The 15,215-nt window shown below is 68.4% G+C and carries 15 protein-coding genes; 6 read left to right on the forward strand and 9 right to left on the reverse strand.

Annotation, left to right across the window (positions count from 1 at the left end):
• Positions 1 to 3: 3 nt before the first annotated feature.
• Genes NCCP691_RS11530 through NCCP691_RS11545 form a run of 4 tightly spaced genes read right to left on the reverse strand, consistent with a single transcriptional unit; the run spans position 4 to position 4,299 of the window.
• Complete coding sequence (locus NCCP691_RS11530; RefSeq protein WP_309295120.1) at positions 4 to 942, reverse strand: NAD(P)H-hydrate dehydratase; 939 nt, start codon at positions 940 to 942, stop codon at positions 4 to 6.
• Positions 943 to 949: 7 nt separating this feature from the next.
• Positions 950 to 1,723, reverse strand: coding sequence for a histidine phosphatase family protein (locus NCCP691_RS11535; protein ID WP_220808423.1), 774 nt, complete (start codon positions 1,721 to 1,723; stop codon positions 950 to 952).
• Between the two features lie 59 nt (positions 1,724 to 1,782).
• Entirely contained in the window at positions 1,783 to 3,030 is a 1,248-nt protein-coding gene (locus NCCP691_RS11540; protein WP_220808424.1) for an Hsp70 family protein, read from the reverse strand.
• A gap of 42 nt (positions 3,031 to 3,072) precedes the next feature.
• A complete protein-coding gene (locus tag NCCP691_RS11545; protein ID WP_220808425.1) occupies positions 3,073 to 4,299 on the reverse strand; it encodes a dienelactone hydrolase family protein in 1,227 nt (408 codons plus the stop codon).
• Between the two features lie 295 nt (positions 4,300 to 4,594).
• Here NCCP691_RS11545 and NCCP691_RS11550 point away from each other — a divergent pair, with 295 nt between their 5' ends.
• Positions 4,595 to 4,843 (forward strand): DUF6139 family protein, encoded by a 249-nt coding sequence (locus tag NCCP691_RS11550; protein WP_220808426.1) that lies wholly within the window; start codon positions 4,595 to 4,597, stop codon positions 4,841 to 4,843.
• Positions 4,844 to 4,852: 9 nt separating this feature from the next.
• On the opposite strand, the gene NCCP691_RS11555 is transcribed toward NCCP691_RS11550, so the two are convergent.
• Positions 4,853 to 5,671 carry a DUF429 domain-containing protein gene (locus tag NCCP691_RS11555; protein ID WP_220808427.1) on the reverse strand — a complete coding sequence of 273 codons (819 nt, stop codon included), beginning with the start codon at positions 5,669 to 5,671 and terminating at the stop codon, positions 4,853 to 4,855.
• 118 nt (positions 5,672 to 5,789) lie between these two features.
• Between NCCP691_RS11555 and cls the strand changes: the two genes are divergently transcribed.
• From cls to NCCP691_RS11580, 5 genes are all read left to right on the forward strand, one after another.
• Positions 5,790 to 7,214, forward strand: a complete 1,425-nt coding sequence (gene cls, locus NCCP691_RS11560) for a cardiolipin synthase (RefSeq protein WP_238482404.1) — start codon at positions 5,790 to 5,792, stop codon at positions 7,212 to 7,214.
• Positions 7,215 to 7,285: 71 nt separating this feature from the next.
• Complete coding sequence (locus NCCP691_RS11565; RefSeq protein WP_220808428.1) at positions 7,286 to 7,687, forward strand: cupin domain-containing protein; 402 nt, start codon at positions 7,286 to 7,288, stop codon at positions 7,685 to 7,687.
• A gap of 187 nt (positions 7,688 to 7,874) precedes the next feature.
• Positions 7,875 to 9,254, forward strand: coding sequence for a PQQ-dependent sugar dehydrogenase (locus NCCP691_RS11570; RefSeq protein ID WP_220808430.1), 1,380 nt, complete (start codon positions 7,875 to 7,877; stop codon positions 9,252 to 9,254).
• 117 nt (positions 9,255 to 9,371) lie between these two features.
• Positions 9,372 to 10,139 (forward strand): DUF2243 domain-containing protein, encoded by a 768-nt coding sequence (locus NCCP691_RS11575; protein WP_220808431.1) that lies wholly within the window; start codon positions 9,372 to 9,374, stop codon positions 10,137 to 10,139.
• On the forward strand, positions 10,136 to 11,161 hold the full coding sequence (locus NCCP691_RS11580; protein ID WP_220808433.1) for a M28 family peptidase: 1,026 nt from the start codon (positions 10,136 to 10,138) through the stop codon (positions 11,159 to 11,161). Before NCCP691_RS11575 ends, NCCP691_RS11580 begins: the two co-directional genes overlap by 4 nt.
• Here the strand turns inward: NCCP691_RS11580 and NCCP691_RS11585 are convergent.
• The 4 genes from NCCP691_RS11585 to NCCP691_RS11600 form a co-directional block, all read right to left on the reverse strand.
• Positions 11,092 to 12,732, reverse strand: a complete 1,641-nt coding sequence (locus NCCP691_RS11585; protein ID WP_220808435.1) for a methyl-accepting chemotaxis protein — start codon at positions 12,730 to 12,732, stop codon at positions 11,092 to 11,094. The two genes, NCCP691_RS11580 and NCCP691_RS11585, sit on opposite strands and share 70 nt — an antisense overlap.
• A gap of 120 nt (positions 12,733 to 12,852) precedes the next feature.
• Positions 12,853 to 13,443, reverse strand: coding sequence for a CHRD domain-containing protein (locus NCCP691_RS11590; RefSeq protein ID WP_220808437.1), 591 nt, complete (start codon positions 13,441 to 13,443; stop codon positions 12,853 to 12,855).
• Positions 13,444 to 13,527: 84 nt separating this feature from the next.
• Positions 13,528 to 13,926, reverse strand: coding sequence for a 4-carboxymuconolactone decarboxylase (pcaC, locus tag NCCP691_RS11595; protein WP_220808439.1), 399 nt, complete (start codon positions 13,924 to 13,926; stop codon positions 13,528 to 13,530).
• A 26-nt stretch (positions 13,927 to 13,952) separates the two neighbouring features.
• The gene (locus tag NCCP691_RS11600; protein ID WP_220808441.1) at positions 13,953 to 15,152 is read right to left on the reverse strand and encodes an MFS transporter; all 1,200 of its coding nucleotides are present in this window, start codon (positions 15,150 to 15,152) and stop codon (positions 13,953 to 13,955) included.
• Between the last annotated feature and the right edge of the window lie 63 nt (positions 15,153 to 15,215).

Here is a 15,215-nt window from a genome sequence, read left to right on the forward strand (position 1 = left end):
ATTCTACTGCGCGCACAGGCCGTGCATCAGCGCCGGCACCTCGGCCGGCAGTTCGCTCGCCAGGTAGCCGAGCGTGCCGTAGCGCTGCGCGAGCCGCTCGCCGGCGCGCGCATGCAGCGCCACGCCCCAGGCGCAGGCCTGCTCCAGCGCGGCGCCGCGCGCGGCGAGTCCGGCGATCAGGCCGGCCAGCACATCGCCGGAACCGGAGACCGCCAGTCCCACATTGCCGCCGTCATGCCGCCACAGCCGGCCGCCGGGCGCGGCGATCCAGGTGACCGCGCCCTTGAGCGCGACCAGCGCGTTCCAGCGGCGCGCGGCCTGCAGCGCGGCGTCGACCGGATTGGCCAGCACGCTTTCCTTGTCCAGCGCGGCGAGATGCGCCATCTCGCCGGGATGCGGCGTCAGCAGTACGGGCGTGTCGAAGCTGGCGATGAATCTCGGCTGTCCCTGGTGGCAGGCGTCGACCGCCTGCAGCTGGCGCCGCACCACGCTCATGGCCGAGGCGTCGAGCACCACTTTCGCCTCCCGCAGATGCGGCAGCAGCGCCATCACCAGCGCGCAGGTGGCCTGCTCATCCTGCAGCCCGGGGCCGATCAGCACCGCGTCATAGCGCGGCAGCAGGCCGGCGAGCGCATCGACCGCGCCGAGTGCGATGCCGCCCTCCTCGGTCTCGGGCAGTTCGATGACGCGGGTCTCGGGGATGGAAAAAGCCAGCTGCTGGGCGATCGCCGCCGGCGCGGCCAGCGTCACCTTGCCTGCGCCGGCCCGCAGCGCCGCGCGTGCGGCCAGCAGCGCGCCGCCGGGAATCTCGCGCGAGCCGGCAATCACCATCACGCGCCCGCGTTCTTCCTTGTCGCCCTCGCGCGCCGGCATCGGCAGCAGCCACTCGCGCAGCAATGCGTCGTCGACGGGAACGGCGGCCTGCTTGTTCATGTCGTTCATGCCACCCTCATGACTTGGGCGCGGCCGGGACGTCCGGCTCGACGGTGACGGGCGCGCCGGCTTCGCGCAGCGGCGCCACGAAATTGATCAGGCGCGGCACCAGCTTGCCGCGCCGTCCGCGCGCGGGATCGAACTCATAGGAAGTCACGCCGCAGTTGGGCACGTCGGCCTGGCGGTCGACCTCCAGTATCTGCTGCTCGTCCATGCGCTCGAGCAGGTAGCGGAAGCAGTTGACGATGACCTGGTGGGCGACGATCAGTACGCGTTCCCCGCGGTATTCGCGGCTGACGGTGTCGAGCACGCTGCGCAGGCGCAGGATGACGTCGCACCAGCTTTCGCCGCCGGGCGGGCGGAAATAGAACTTGCCGACATGAGCGCGCTGCTCATGCAGCTCGGGATATTTCTGCACGATGCCGTGCTTGGTCAGACGGTCGAGGATGCCGAACTCCTTTTCGCGCAGCCGCTCATCGACCACGAAGCTGACGTCCTCGCGGTCGATGCCGGCCGCCTGCAGCAGGATGGTCGCCGTATCGCGCGCGCGCACGTAGGACGAGCAGAGGATGACGCCGGGCCGCTCCTCGGCCGGCATTTCGCCGAACCAATGGCCGAGCGCCTGCGCCTGCCGCGCCCCGAGCGCCGACAGCGGCGTGTCGATGTCGCGGGTGGCGATGTCGATCAGCGGCAGGCCGGCCGCCTCGGCGGCGTCGCGCGCGACGTTGCCGGCGCTCTGCCCGTGGCGGACGATCCATATCTGCTGCGGCCACTTCTGTTCGGTCGTCATGACGGAAATGACAAGCGGCGGAGGGCGAAGTTTCGGCGCATGCGCGCCGGCAAATGATGTCAGGAAAAACGGCGGGACGCGTCCAGCGCCAGACCCGCGCCGATGCTGCCGAACAGGTCGCCCTCGACCGCGCGCGCCTGCGGCAGCAGCGCCGCGATGCGCGCGCGCAGCAACGGCACGCCGCTCGAGCCGCCGGTGAAGAACAGCGTATCAACCCTCCCGGCGTCGACGCCCGCGCGGTTCAGCAGCGAGGCGACGGCATCGGCCACGCTGTCGACCAACTGGCCGATGGCCTGGTCGAAGGTCTCGCGCCGCACGTCGAGCAGGCAGTCCGCCGCCAGCCGCTCGAGCTGCAGCCGGCAATGCGCCTGCTGCGACAGCGCGATCTTGCCCTCTTCCATCTTCATCGCCAGCCAGTGGCCGTCGCGCTGGTCGATCAGCTGCATCAGCAGCGCGATCCTGTCCGGCTCCTGCGCATCGCGACGCACATCCTGCAGCTCGCTCCAGATCTTGCGGCTGTAGACGAAGTTGATGGTGTGCCAGGTGGCGAGGTTGAAGTAATAGCTCGACGGCACTTCCTTGCCGCTGGTCATGCGGGTGCCGTAGCCGAGCAGCGGCATGGCGCAGGACAGGCTCAGGTACTTGTCGAAATCGGTGCCGCCGACATGCACGCCGGCGGTGGCGAGGATGTCCTGGCGGCGGTCGCCGCCGACGCGCTGCGGTCCGAGGCGCACCAGCGAGAAGTCCGAGGTGCCGCCGCCGATGTCGGCCACCAGCACCAGTTCCTCGCGCTCGATGCCCGCCTCGTAGGCGAAGGCGGCGGCGATCGGCTCGTACTGGAAGATGATGTCCCTGAAGCCGACCGCGTGGCCGATCTCGCGCAGCGTCTGCTCGGCCTGACGGTCGGCTGCCTCGTCGTCGTCGACGAAATGCACCGGCCGGCCGAACACCGCCCGCTCGAACGGCGTGCCGGCGGCCTGTTCGCCGCGCCGCTTGAGTTCGCGCAGGAAATCCGCGAGCAGCTCGCGAAAGCGCAGCGCGCGCCCGTTGACCTCGGTATGGCTATCGATCAGGCCGCTGCCGAGCAGGCTCTTGAGCGAGCGCATCAGCCGACCCTCATGGCCTTCCAGGTAGTCGGCCAATGCGGCGCGGCCGAAGCTCACGCGGTTCTCGTCGGCATTGAAGAAAACCACCGAAGGCAGGGTCGGCTTGCCGTCCTCGAGCGGCAGCAGCAGTGGCTGGCCGGGACGATGCGCGCCGATGGTGGAATTGGAGGTGCCGAAATCGACACCGCAGGCAGGATTCATGTTCGCCCCTCTAAAGGGCGAACATGATACAGGGAGCGGAGCTCAGGGACCGGTGATGGCGGCGGTCGGCGCGGCAACCGGATTGGCGGCGGCGGTGACCGGCGCGGCTTCGTCGGCCCAGACGACATGGTTGTCGAGCGCATACAGGCGGCAGGGCTGGCTGCTGTGCTTCTGGCAGTCGGACAGGGCCTGGTACACCGGGTCGTCGCCCTCTTCCGCCCAGCTCCAGGCGCCGGACGGCGATACCGCGAACGCGCGGCGGCCGGTCTTGGTCAGGAAGACCTTGTACTGCTCGCGGGCGTTGCCGCGCAGGTAGGGGATGGCGTCGATATTGTCGATCGCGGCGTATTCCACGTCCGGAATCTTGACCTCGTCCGCCAGCGCATACACGGTCTCGGTCGGCATGCCGATCTGGCGCAGGAAGCGCTCCGTCTCGGGCCACCAGACCTGCACGCCGTCGCGCGAGGCGCTCATGCCGTGCGCATCCTTCTTGAACGGGCCGAACGCCACCAGCTGCGCGAGGCCGCCGGCCTGGGTGTAGGCCTGGTGCAGGCGGGAGGCCAGCTCGGGGCCGAAATGGTTGTCGTTCTGGCCGTAGAACCAGAGGCTGGGCAGGCTGGAGCGCTTGCCGAAAGCGGCGAAGGCGTCGACCAGCGACTGCTCCCAGCGGCAGCTGCCGCCGTGCATCTTCAGGCCGCCGGCGAAGTTGATCAGGCCGCGCACGCCGCCGTTCTGATGCGTGCCGAAGGCGAGCGCGGTGAGGCCGCCGTAGGACTGGCCGGCGACCACCACGCGCTGGCTGTCGGCCCATGGCTGGGCGCGCAGCCAGGCCATCGTGTCGTCGAGGTCTTCCGCCTGCGCCAGGCCGTGCGCGGTCATGTCGCAGCCCGGATCGACATAGTCGCCGCTGGACTTGGAAAAGCCCTTGCGCATCGGGATCACGACGGCATAGCCGCGCTTGACGAACTCGCGGCTGAGCACGACGAAGCGGTCGCGGTTCTGGTTGCGCGGATTGCCGAGCGCCTTGCCGTGATTCATCACGACCACCGGGAACGGTCCCGCGCCGGTCGGCCTGAAGACGGTGGTTTCGAGTTCGACCGCCTGGGCGCCGGACTGGGCGGGCACCATGACGACCTGTTCATTGAATGCGGTTTCGAGAACCTGAGCCTGGGCGGCGGATGCGCCGAACAGGGATGCCGCGAGAGCGAGCAGGCCGAATGCCTTGCCGAGGGTCCCGCGCGCGGGTGCTTGCTGATGCAGAGAGAACATACTTCCGGTACACGTCGAATGGATAACATCGGGCCGCTGCACGGCCCGCCGGAGTGCCTCACATCATTGATGTGAGTCAACGTTGCCCATTCTAAATATCGGATGCCTGTGGTCAATGCATGTTTATGCAACTCCGAAACATTTATTTACGGAAGCTTTGCATATAGGGAAAGAAACGGTGCGCGTTTGCTGACGCTTGTTCAACAGAAGTGAAATCCTGCTCAGTTTTTTGGCGCGCAACCTTTGCGATGTCGAGGGGTCAATAGCGGACACCGTTTTTAATAAGGATGTGACCATGAAAGTCGACGTGTACAAACGCCCCGACACCAACGGCGAGTATTCCTACCTGGCCGTGCCGCAGGGCAGGCCGATCCCCGAAGAAGCCACCGCGGTGGACTGGGAGACCGAGCAGCACAATATCGACCTCGATCCGGACAACCAGTCGGTCGACGGTCTTTCCGCCGATGACGCCCTGGCGCAGATCAACGCCAAGGGCTACGCGATTTCCAGCAGCCAGCGCAGCGCCTCGGGTTCGCGCGCCTAGGCCCTCCCCTCAGACCATCCCGTCGTACGCGGCGCCCGCCGTCCAGCCTTCGACGGGATCCATCTTTTCCGGCATGCCGTAACGCGGCCGCCGCGCAGCCCAGGCGGCGGCGACCGCGCACAGCACGGCGTCAAGCAGGTCCGCAGTCGGATCGTCGAGCAGGCGGGCGGCGATTGCCGGTTTCACATGCAGGCGTATGCCCAGCGGATGGCTGCCGTCGCGCAGCGCACCGAGGATCAGCGCGCGCGCGTCGCGGCGTGCATCCGTCTGTTTCGCACGCTCGTCGCTCTTGTATGACGCGCGGGTGACGGCGCGCGCGACGAGGCCGGGATACCCCTCCAGCGCGATGCGTTGCGGATCGCCTTCATGCAGGCCATAGACCGTCACGCCCGCGTCAAGCAGGCGGCGCGCGCCCTCGTGGAACATGTAGGCCACCGGCGGATTCACCCATTTCATCGAGGGACTGGAGCCGGCGGGGCCGTCGGTCGCGCGATGCGCGAACTTGCTGCCGGCCGGGCGCGCGTCGCAGAAGGCCCTGAAGGTTTCGCGCAGACGGGCCCGCTCCAGGCGCGCGCAATGCCTGACGAGCCCGGCCCAGTCCTGCGGCCAGCCGAGATGCTCGACCAGTTCGCGCGACAGGCCGAACGGAAAATCGAAGGCGCCCACCCATGGCCCCGGCTGCGCCAGCCAGCGTTCGTAGGAAGCCCAGTCGGGATGCGCGCAGAGCGTTTCGATGACGAGCGCGTCGCCCTCGGCGCTGCCGTGGGCGACGGTGATCGGCTTGGCCTTGCGGGGCGCGGAAGTGAAGTCGACACCGATGATGTGCATGCGGGCAGTGTACCCGGGACACCCAAAGCATGCTCTATTTCAAGGCCTGTGCTCGCAGCCGGAATTATCGGCAGAAAAATGCGCTCCAAGCGGCATTACGACAACAACAAGGCTGAACGTGGGCCGCACTCCGGATACCCTGCTCCCGCCGTGGCTGATGCGCGCCTGCCTGCTGCTGGCCGCCTGGCTGCTCGCCGCCTGCGCCAGCCTGCCGGAAGTCAGCTATCTGCGCGACCGCAGCCTGACGCCCAAGCGCGAGCCCACGGTCGTCGCCGCCGGCGGCGTGCTGTCCGGCGGCAGGACGCAGGCCGTGCTCGACGGCCTGCAGGCACGTGCCGGCCCGACCGACATCCTGGCGCGCCATGTCGCGGCCGAGGAAGCCATCAGCGGCCGTCCGCTCGTGGCCGGCAACAAGGTCGTGCTGCTCGACGACGGACCGGAAACCATGCGCGCGATGATGGATGCGGTGCGGGCGGCGAAGCGGCATGTCAATCTCGAGACTTACATCATCGAGGCCGACGAGGTCGGCGAGAAGCTGGCCGCGCTACTGATTGAAAAGCGCCGCGCCGGCGTGGCGGTCAACCTGATCTATGACAGCGTCGGCTCGCTCGATACGCCGCCGGAATACTTCGAGCGCCTGCGCGCAGCCGGCGTGCGGGTGCTGGAGTTCAATCCGGTCAATCCCGCCAGGGCGCGCCGCGGCTGGACCATCAACCAGCGCGACCACCGCAAGATCCTGGTGGTGGACGGACGCGTCGCATTCACCGGCGGCGTCAACATCAGCCGGGTCTACGGCAAAAGCTCCTTCCTCAAGAGCCGGCGCAGCGAACCGCCGCCCAAGGATGCCAACGACGCCGCCTGGCGCGACACGCACATGCAGATCGAAGGGCCGGTGGTGGCGGAGTTCCAGCGCATGTTCCTCGATACCTGGCGCCGGCAGTCGGGCGGCGAACTGCCGGACGATGGCTTCTTCCCGCCGCTGAAGGCCGAAGGCCGGGCGCTGGTGCGGGCCATCGGCAGCACGCCGGACGACGGCGAGTATTCGGTCTACAAGACCTATATCTCGGCTCTGGCCAGCGCCGACCGCAACGCCTACATCACGACCGCCTACTTCGTGCCGGACCGGCAGGTGGTGCAGGCGATGGTCGATGCGGCGCGGCGCGGCGTGGACGTCCGCATCATCTTCCCCAGCTTCACCGACGTCGGCATGCTGCTCTACGCCGGCCGCTCCTATTACGATGAGCTGCTCGCCGCCGGCATCAGGGTGTATGAGCGCAAGGCGGCGATGCTGCATGCGAAGACCGCCGTCGTCGATGGCGTCTGGTCCACCATCGGCTCCACCAATCTCGACATGCGCAGCTTCCTCCACAACGATGAAGTCAATGCGGTGGTGCTCGACACCGCGTTCGCCGCGCGCATGGAAGAACTGTTCCGGCGCGACCTGCAGGATTCGGTGGAAATCACCGCCGATGAATGGGCCCGGCGCGGCCTCGGGCACCGGCTCAGGGAATGGACGGTGCGCCTGCTGGAGTACTGGCTGTAGGTTGCAAGGTGGCATCCTCCTATAATCGCGTATCCGCATTCCGCGGATCACAACAGAACAGAGAGGATGACATGAAGACCAGGAACATACTGCTTGCCGCCGCGACCTGCGTGGCGGCTCTCGCCGCGATGCCCGCCGCTCACGCCCAGGCCAGCGGCATCAAGCGCGAGATGGTGCAGCGCGCCGACCTGTCGGTGCCGGGCCGCGAGGCGATCGTGGCCTGGGTCGAGGTCGCCCCCGGCATCATGGCCGGCCGCCACAGCCACTTCGGCGAAGAGATCAGCTACGTGATCGAGGGCGAAGGCGAGCTGCTGATCGAGGGCGAAGCGCCGCGCAAGCTCAAGGCGGGCGACGCCTTCGTCGTACCGGCCGGCAAGGTCCATGATGCCCGCAATACCGGCAGCGGACCCTTCAAGCTGGTCGGCGTGTTCGTCGTCGAAAAAGACAAGCCGCTGGCGACTCCCGCGAAATAATCCCCCACGCGCGGCCGGACTCGCCGGCCGCGCCATCCCCGCCTGCCGGTGCGCGCGCGGCACCGCCGCCTTCCCCGCCATCCGCTTCCTTGCCTGCAATTGTCTCAATTTGATTCAGGCTCAGAACCATTTCCGCAGTGCCGCATCCACTTCCGTATCAAAACTGAATCAGGACAAGGCAGAAATCATGGAAGCATCGGCATTTGCGGCCGCGCACAATCGTCGCCTGCGCTGGCTGGGCATGGCCTTGTCCGCTGTCCTGCTCGCCGCCTGCGGGGGCGGGGGTGGCGGCGGCGAACCGGACGCGACGCCGGCACGGCAGGCGACATCGGCTTCCGTGTCCCAGCCACTGGAAGTCCCCCAGGCCCTCGCCGGCGGCAATCTCGGGACGGACCGCCGGCTGACGGTGCCGGAAGGCTTCGGCATCCGTGTCTGGGCGCGGGTCAACAGGGCACGCTTCATGGCGCTCGCGCCGAACGGCGACGTGCTGGTGTCGGTGCCGTCCGAAGGACGCATCGTGCTGTTGCGCGACCGCGGCAACGAGACGCCGCAGGCATTCGACTTTGCCACCGGCCTGACGCAGCCGCACGACATGGTTTTTCACACCATCGGCGCCACCACCTGGCTGTACGTGGCGGAATCCAACCGCGTCACCCGCTCGGTCTACGCTTCCGGCGAAACCGCGCGCGCCGGTGCGCAGACCGTGGTCGACGGACTGCCGGACGGTTCCCTGCCCGGCCTGCAGGGCAACTACGGCCACGAGCTGAAGAACATCGCGCTGTCGCCGGACAACAAGCTGTATGTGTCGATCGCCTCGGCCTGCAATGCCTGCGCCGAGGACACGCAGAGCGACCCGGTGCGCGGCGCGATCTACCAGTACGAGGCCGACGGCAGCGCGCCGCGGCTGTACGCGCGCGGCATCCGCAATGCGGAGGGCCTGGACTTCCTGCCCGGCACCAACACCCTGTGGGTGACGGTCAACAACCGCGACGAGATTCGGATCCCGACCGATGCCGACGTGGACGGCGACGGCGTTTCCGATCTCGGCAAGCAGCTGCCGCGATACGTGGATGAAAACCCGGCCGAGCTGTTTACGCCGGTGCGCGAGGGCGGCAATTACGGCTGGCCGTTCTGCAACGCCCAGCCGAATGCATCGATGAGCAATCTCGGCTCGGTCTTCGATCTCGACCTCAATCCGGACAACAGCGTGCTCGATTGCGGCACCATCGACCGTCCGGCCAAGGGCTTGCGCGCGCATTCGGCGCCGCTCGGCTTCAGCTTCCTGCAGGACAGCGCGGTGCCGGCGGCATGGCGCGGCGGGGCCGCCGTGGCGCTGCACGGCTGCTGGAACTGCAGCAGCCTGCGCGCCGGCTACAAGGTGAGCTGGCTGCCCTTCGACGGCGCGGGCAATGCGGGCGCGGAGATCGACCTCGTCACCGGCTTCGTCACCGACCCCGACGCGCGCGACGCCTGGGGACGGCCGGTGGACGTGATACCGGACGCGCGCGGCAACCTGCTGATCTCCGACGATCTGACCGGGGCGATCTACATGCTGTATCAGAAGTAGCGGCCGCCCGCGCAGGGGCTGGTGCGGCCGCCGCGGGACGCTGCGCCGTAACGGAAAGCGGGCACGCAACCTGCATTGGCGCGCATCCCAATGATTCTTCATGCGCGGGGTGAGGAAATGAATGTCCTGCGGCTGCAACGCTTCGGCGGCGCCGGCTTCCTGCTCGGCTTCGCCGCCGGCGGCTTTTTCGACGGCATCCTGCTGCACCAGATACTGCAGTGGCATCACCTGCTGAGCGGGATGGGCGCGCCGCCCTTCGACGACCTGCGCGCGCAGATCGTGGCCGACGGCGTCTTCCACGCGCTGATGTATCTGATCGGCGCCGTCGGCCTGTGGCGGCTGCTGCGTGCCCGCGCGGCGCTGGCGACACCGGAGGCGGGGCGCGAACTCGCCGGCCATGCGCTCGTCGGTTTCGGCGCTTGGCACATGGTCGACGCCATCCTTTCCCACTGGCTGCTCGGCATCCACCGCATCCGCATGGACGTCCCCAATCCGCTGCTGTGGGACCTGCTCTGGTTCGCGCTGTTCGGCGTGCTCTTCATCGCCGCGGGGCTGGCACTGCTGCGCCGTCATTCCAGGGTGGCGCCGGGACTGTATGCATGGGCGGCGCCGGCGGCGGCGGTGGCGGTGCTGGCGGCTGCCCTTGCCGCGGCACGCGCGCCGGAAGACGCGGCAGTGACCGTCGTGATGCGCCCCGACGTGCCGGCCACGGCGCTGCTGAACCAGCTGCGCGAGGGCGAACGCGTGGTCTGGCGCAGCGCCAGCGGCGACGTCTGGGTGCTGTCCGGCGTCGGCAACGCGGGCTGGCGCCTGTACGGCCACGGCGCGCTGCTCGTCAGCGGCACGCTCCTGCCCGCCGGCTGCGCCGCCTGGACGCGGACATGAAGCCCGATCGCCGGCGCCGCGCCCGCGGCGCGATCATCGCCCCCCTGCTTGCCGCACTGGCGCTGGCGGGCGGCGGCGCCGGCTACATGACGAAGATGCCCGGCCAGAACTTCAGCGGCCCGGTGCCCGAACCGGCGGCCGAGGAAAGACTGCTCGCCGACCGCCTGCGCGCCCACGTGACGCGGCTGGCGCAGTCGGAGCGCCACACGGGGTTGCCGCAGCAGCTGGAACAGGCGGCCCAATACCTGGAGCGCACGCTGACCGGCTTCGGCCTGACAGTGAGGCGGCAGGAATTCGACGCCGGGGGCGTGCGGGTGCGCAATCTGGAAGTGACGATACGGCCGCGCGCGGACAGGCGGCAGACGCCCCAGGTGCTGGTGGTGGGCGCCCATTACGACAGCGCGCCGGGCACGCCGGGCGCCAACGACAATGCGAGCGGCTGCGCCGCCCTGCTCGAGCTTGCCCGCGCGCTCCAGGCCTCACCGCCGGCGCGCGGCCACGAGATCCGCCTGGTGCTGTACGTGAATGAAGAGGCGCCCTGGTTCGGCGGCGAACAGATGGGCAGCATGGTGCATGCGCGCGAACTCGCGCGCAGCGGGGTCAAGGTGGCCGGCATGCTGTCGCTGGAGACGCTCGGCTATTATTCATCCCAGCCCGGCAGCCAGCGCTATCCGGCGCAGCTCGGCCGTCTCTATCCGGATACCGGCAACTTCGTCGGCTTCGTCTCCGACCTCGGTTCGCGCGATCTGCTGCACGGCGTGATCTCCGCTTTCCGGCGCCACGCCAACCTTCCCTCCGAGGGCGTGGCCGCACCCTCCTCGCTGCGCGGCGTGGACTGGTCGGATCACTGGGCCTACCGCCAGTTCGGTTTCCCGGCCCTGATGGTGACCGATACCGCGTTCTACCGCTACCCGTACTACCACACGCCGGAAGACACGCCCGACAAGCTGGACTATGAAAGGCTGGCGTTGGCGGTCAGGGGACTGGAACTGGCATTGCGCAATCTGGCCGAACCGGAATGAGCCGGCGCGGCGGCGCGCCCGGCCGGCTCGAGACGGAACACCGACACCGCCTGCGTCAGGCGCGTCGCCTGTTCCGCCAGCGCGGCGGCGGCGGCGGCCGCCTCGACCACGAGCGCGGCGTTCTGCCGCGTGCCTTCATCCATGCCGCTCATGGCCCGGCTGATATCGGCGATGCCGGCATCCTGCTCGGCACTCGCACTCGAAATACCCGATAGCAGCGAACTCACGCGCTCGATCGAGGCCAGGATCGCGCCGACGGTCTCGTCCGCCTGGCCGACCATGGCGCTGCCGCTTTCCACCTCGTGAGCGGCGCGCAGGATCAGTCCGCGAATCTCCCGCGCGGCCTCGGCGCTGCGCCGGGACAGCTGCCGGACCTCGTCGGCCACCACCGCGAAGCCGCGCCCGCGCTCCCCGGCACGCGCCGCCTCGACGGCCGCATTGAGCGCCAGCAGATTGGACTGGAATGCGATGCCGTCGATGATGTCGACATAGTCCACCACCTTGTCCGAGGCGTCGCTGATCGCCTTCATCGTCAGCGCGACCTTGCGGATGGCGTCGCTGCCGCGCGCCGCCACCCTGGTGGCCTCGACGCCGAGCTGGCCGGCGTCCGCGGCGTGCCCGGCATTGCGTTTCACCGCCTCCGCCATCTGTTCGATGCGGGCGGCGGTCTGCGCCAGCCCCGCCGCCTGTTCTTCGGTGCGCTCCGACAGCCCCTGGTTGCCCACGGCGATCTCGTGCGTGCCGATGGCCATGCTGTCGACATTGGCCCGGACATCGCCGATGATGGCCTGCAGATTGACGTTCATCTGTTCCAGCGCCCTGAGCAGCTGACCGAGTTCGTCGCGCCTGCCGGCATCGAAATGGGCGGACATCTCGCCGCTGGCGATGCGGCGCGCCACCTGGGTGGCGTGCGCGATCGGACGCAGCAGTCCTGCGTGCAGCGTGCGCCACAGCAGCAGTTCCAGCAGGAGCGCGGTGCCGGCGATCGTCCATGACGCCACGCTGCCCGCGGCCATCGCGCCGAGTGTGCCGGTCAGCAGCATCAGCGCGCCCATGCCGAGCGAAACGCGCGTCGCCAGACGCAGCCTCAGGACGGCGCCGAGCCGGCCCCGCCAGCCGCTCGCGACCACCGCGCCTTCGCGCAGCACCATGCTTCGTCCCTGGTCTTCACGCATGCGCCGGTACAGCGCGTCGGCTTCGGCCACCTGTTCCCGCGTCGGCCGCGTGCGCACCGACATGTAGCCCGTCACCCGGCCCGCTTCGCGCACCGGGGTGACGTTGGCCTGAACCCAGTAATAGTCGCCGTTCTTGCGGCGGTTCTTGACGAGGCCGGTCCACGGCTGCTCCGCCTTCAGGCAGGTCCACAGATCCTCGAATGCCAGCGGCGGCATGTCGGGATGGCGGACGAGATTGTGGGGCGCACCGAGCAGTTCGTCCTCGGTGAATCCGCTGACTTCGACGAAGTAGGGATTGACGTAGGTAATCCTGCCCTTGAGATCGGTCAGGGATACGATCGCCAGACCGTCGCGCAGCATGAATTCATTGTCACTGACCGGCAGGTTGGTCCTCATGACGCGTCTCCTCTATGCCATGCTGGCATTATTGTTGTTTCCGTACAGCAATATTTATATCGGAAGACGGACGTCCGCGCGCTTGACCTGGATCAAGAAAAACGAAGGCCGTGGGGATGCTCAGAAGCCGAACGCGAGGCCGAGACCGATGCCGACGCCGGAATGGTCGTCGTGCCACCAGTCCTCGTAGTCCTCGAGCTGGCGCAGCTGCTCGCTCAGCAGCGGCGATTGCGACGCGAGCTGTTGCAGCGCGCTCACGTGTTCCTGGGGTGGGAAGGCGTCGAACAGCTGGCCGCGCAGCTCGCCCGATGGATAGGCAAGCGTATGCACGTCCAGGTAAAAATTACCGAACCTGAGCGCCCGGATCTGCTCATCCGTCAGCGGCGCGCTGCCCTGCCACACGGCGCTCGTGCCGACACGCTGAAGTTCGAGCACGGTCAGGCCGATACTGTCGGGCGGTGCGTGGTGCAGGTGCACCGCGGTGGGAATGACATCGGAAACGAACACGCTGGCCAGGAGGACGTTGTCGTCCCACGCCAGCGTCACCGTGCCGCTGGCCAGCGCGGTGCTGATATTGCGCGGTATGATTTCCTCGCCGCTGAGGATGGTGCTGCGCACCAGGGGGACTTCATCGTCGTGTCCGCCGCCGCAGGCGGACACCAGCAGGGCCGCGCACAGCAGTGCCAGCAAGCGTTGGAAAAGACTACGCATGATCACGCCCTCCTCCTCGCCAAGGCGCTCGCGACGCGGCGCTTTGGTTCGGCTTATGCAGGGAGCGTGCCTGCGCCGCTCACATTACTTTTCCGGCGGCTTCCAGGCGGCGACCACTTCCTGCGCGGTGCGGAATGCATCCACCGCCAGCGGCGCGCCGCAGTAGACCGCGGCGTGCAGCAGGACCTCGCGGATTTCCTCGGGCGTGGCGCCGTTGTTGAGCGCGCCGCGCAGATGGCCCTTGAGCTCCTGGGCGCGGCCGAGCGCGGTCAGCATCGAGACCGTGATCAGGCTGCGGGTCTTCAGGTCGAGCCCGTCGCGGCACCAGACGGTGCCCCAGGCATTGCGGGTGATGAATTCCTGCAGCGGCATCGAGAACGGATCGGCGCCTGCGAACGCGCGCTCGACGAAGTCCTCCCCCATGACCTGCTTGCGCATCTGCAAGCCCTGATCGAACTGCTCATCGCGCTGTGTCGCGTCCATGCCGGTCTCCTCGTGAAAAGCGCCGATTATAGGTCGGCCGCGCCGGCCATGACGACCGGGCGGGCGCGCACCGCCGCCATGAAGCACAGCAGTGAAAACAGCGCCACCGCGAGCAGGATGCCGAGCAGCCAGGACGGCTCGGGATTCCAGCCCACGATCATCGCGGCGGCCAGCGGTCCCAGCGCCTTGGCCACCAGCGAGGGCGCGCCGAGGGCGCCGGCGATCGCGCCGTAATTGTCGCGTCCGAACAGTTCCTGCGGCAGCGTGCCGCGCACGATGGTCAGCACGCCGTTGCTGGCGCCGTAGAGCATGCAGAAGATCGCGACCGCGCCGGCATGCTCGCCGTAGCACAGCAGCGCGAGCAACGCGGCGGGCATCACCGCAAAGGTCAGCCGGCCCACCGCGCGCGCCGACAGCCGCGATGCGAACGCCAGCTCCGCCACCCGGCCGGCCACCTGCATCGGCCCGATCAGCGTGGCGACCAGCACCGCCGTCGCCGCGCCGTGGCCGAAGCGCTGCAGCAGCGGAATCAGGTGCACCGCCAGCGAGGAAAATACGAACATGTTGCAGGAGAAGGAAACCGCGAGCAGCCAGAACGCCGGCGCGCGCAAGGCTTCGCCGAGCGTCGCCCCGCGCATCTGCAGCCTGCGCGCCGCGGGTTGCGCCGAGACGTCGAGCAGCGCATGCAGGGGCGCGCACAGCAGCAGGTGCACGGCGGCATAGATCAGCAGCGTATCGCGCCAGCCGAATATCCCATTGAGCTTCAGCGTCAGCGGCCAGAACACCGTGCTCGCGAGTCCGCCGAACAGGGTGAGCACCGAAATGCCCTGCCGCGCGGCGTGCAGAAATTCGCGGTTGATGGTGGCGAAGGCCGCCTCGTACAGCACCATCGACATGGCGATCCCGACGATGATCCAGCCGGCGAAGTAAGCCGTCACCGTGTACGCGACGCCGATCAGCGCGAAGCCGCCCGCGGCCAGCACCGATCCGCAGCCCATCACGACGCGTCCGCCGGCGCGGTCGATCAGCATGCCCGCCGGCGTCGCCGCCACGCCGGCCACCAGAAGGCTGAGCGAATATGCGCCGAAGATGAGTTCGCCGCGCCATCCGAGTTCGCGCTGCATGTCGGCCGCCAGTATCGCGAACGCATAGAACAGCGAGCCCCATGACACGATCTGGGTGATGGCGAGCAGGCGCACGATGCGCCAGGGTTCTTTGGCGGACATGCGGGAAGTGTAGCGCACCGTGCGCGAGCATCGCCGGCTGGTTAGCGGGGCAGATGGAACCAC

The organism is Noviherbaspirillum aridicola (genome assembly GCF_019656455.1).
In the GTDB taxonomy this organism is placed as follows: Bacteria; Pseudomonadota; Gammaproteobacteria; order Burkholderiales; family Burkholderiaceae_D; genus Noviherbaspirillum; species Noviherbaspirillum aridicola.

Bases quoted from the DNA above. Each gene is read 5' to 3' on its own strand.
- NCCP691_RS11530 (WP_309295120.1), bottom strand. From the start codon at position 942: ATGAACGACATGAACAAGCAGGCCGCCGTTCCCGTCGACGACGCATTG.
- NCCP691_RS11535 (WP_220808423.1), bottom strand. From the start codon at position 1,723: ATGACGACCGAACAGAAGTGGCCGCAGCAGATATGGATCGTCCGCCAC.
- NCCP691_RS11540 (WP_220808424.1), bottom strand. From the start codon at position 3,030: ATGAATCCTGCCTGCGGTGTCGATTTCGGCACCTCCAATTCCACCATC.
- NCCP691_RS11545 (WP_220808425.1), bottom strand. From the start codon at position 4,299: ATGTTCTCTCTGCATCAGCAAGCACCCGCGCGCGGGACCCTCGGCAAG.
- NCCP691_RS11550 (WP_220808426.1), top strand. From the start codon at position 4,595: ATGAAAGTCGACGTGTACAAACGCCCCGACACCAACGGCGAGTATTCC.
- NCCP691_RS11555 (WP_220808427.1), bottom strand. From the start codon at position 5,671: ATGCACATCATCGGTGTCGACTTCACTTCCGCGCCCCGCAAGGCCAAG.
- NCCP691_RS11565 (WP_220808428.1), top strand. From the start codon at position 7,286: ATGAAGACCAGGAACATACTGCTTGCCGCCGCGACCTGCGTGGCGGCT.
- NCCP691_RS11570 (WP_220808430.1), top strand. From the start codon at position 7,875: ATGGAAGCATCGGCATTTGCGGCCGCGCACAATCGTCGCCTGCGCTGG.
- NCCP691_RS11575 (WP_220808431.1), top strand. From the start codon at position 9,372: ATGAATGTCCTGCGGCTGCAACGCTTCGGCGGCGCCGGCTTCCTGCTC.
- NCCP691_RS11580 (WP_220808433.1), top strand. From the start codon at position 10,136: ATGAAGCCCGATCGCCGGCGCCGCGCCCGCGGCGCGATCATCGCCCCC.
- NCCP691_RS11585 (WP_220808435.1), bottom strand. From the start codon at position 12,732: ATGAGGACCAACCTGCCGGTCAGTGACAATGAATTCATGCTGCGCGAC.
- NCCP691_RS11590 (WP_220808437.1), bottom strand. From the start codon at position 13,443: ATGCGTAGTCTTTTCCAACGCTTGCTGGCACTGCTGTGCGCGGCCCTG.
- pcaC (WP_220808439.1), bottom strand. From the start codon at position 13,926: ATGGACGCGACACAGCGCGATGAGCAGTTCGATCAGGGCTTGCAGATG.
- NCCP691_RS11600 (WP_220808441.1), bottom strand. From the start codon at position 15,152: ATGTCCGCCAAAGAACCCTGGCGCATCGTGCGCCTGCTCGCCATCACC.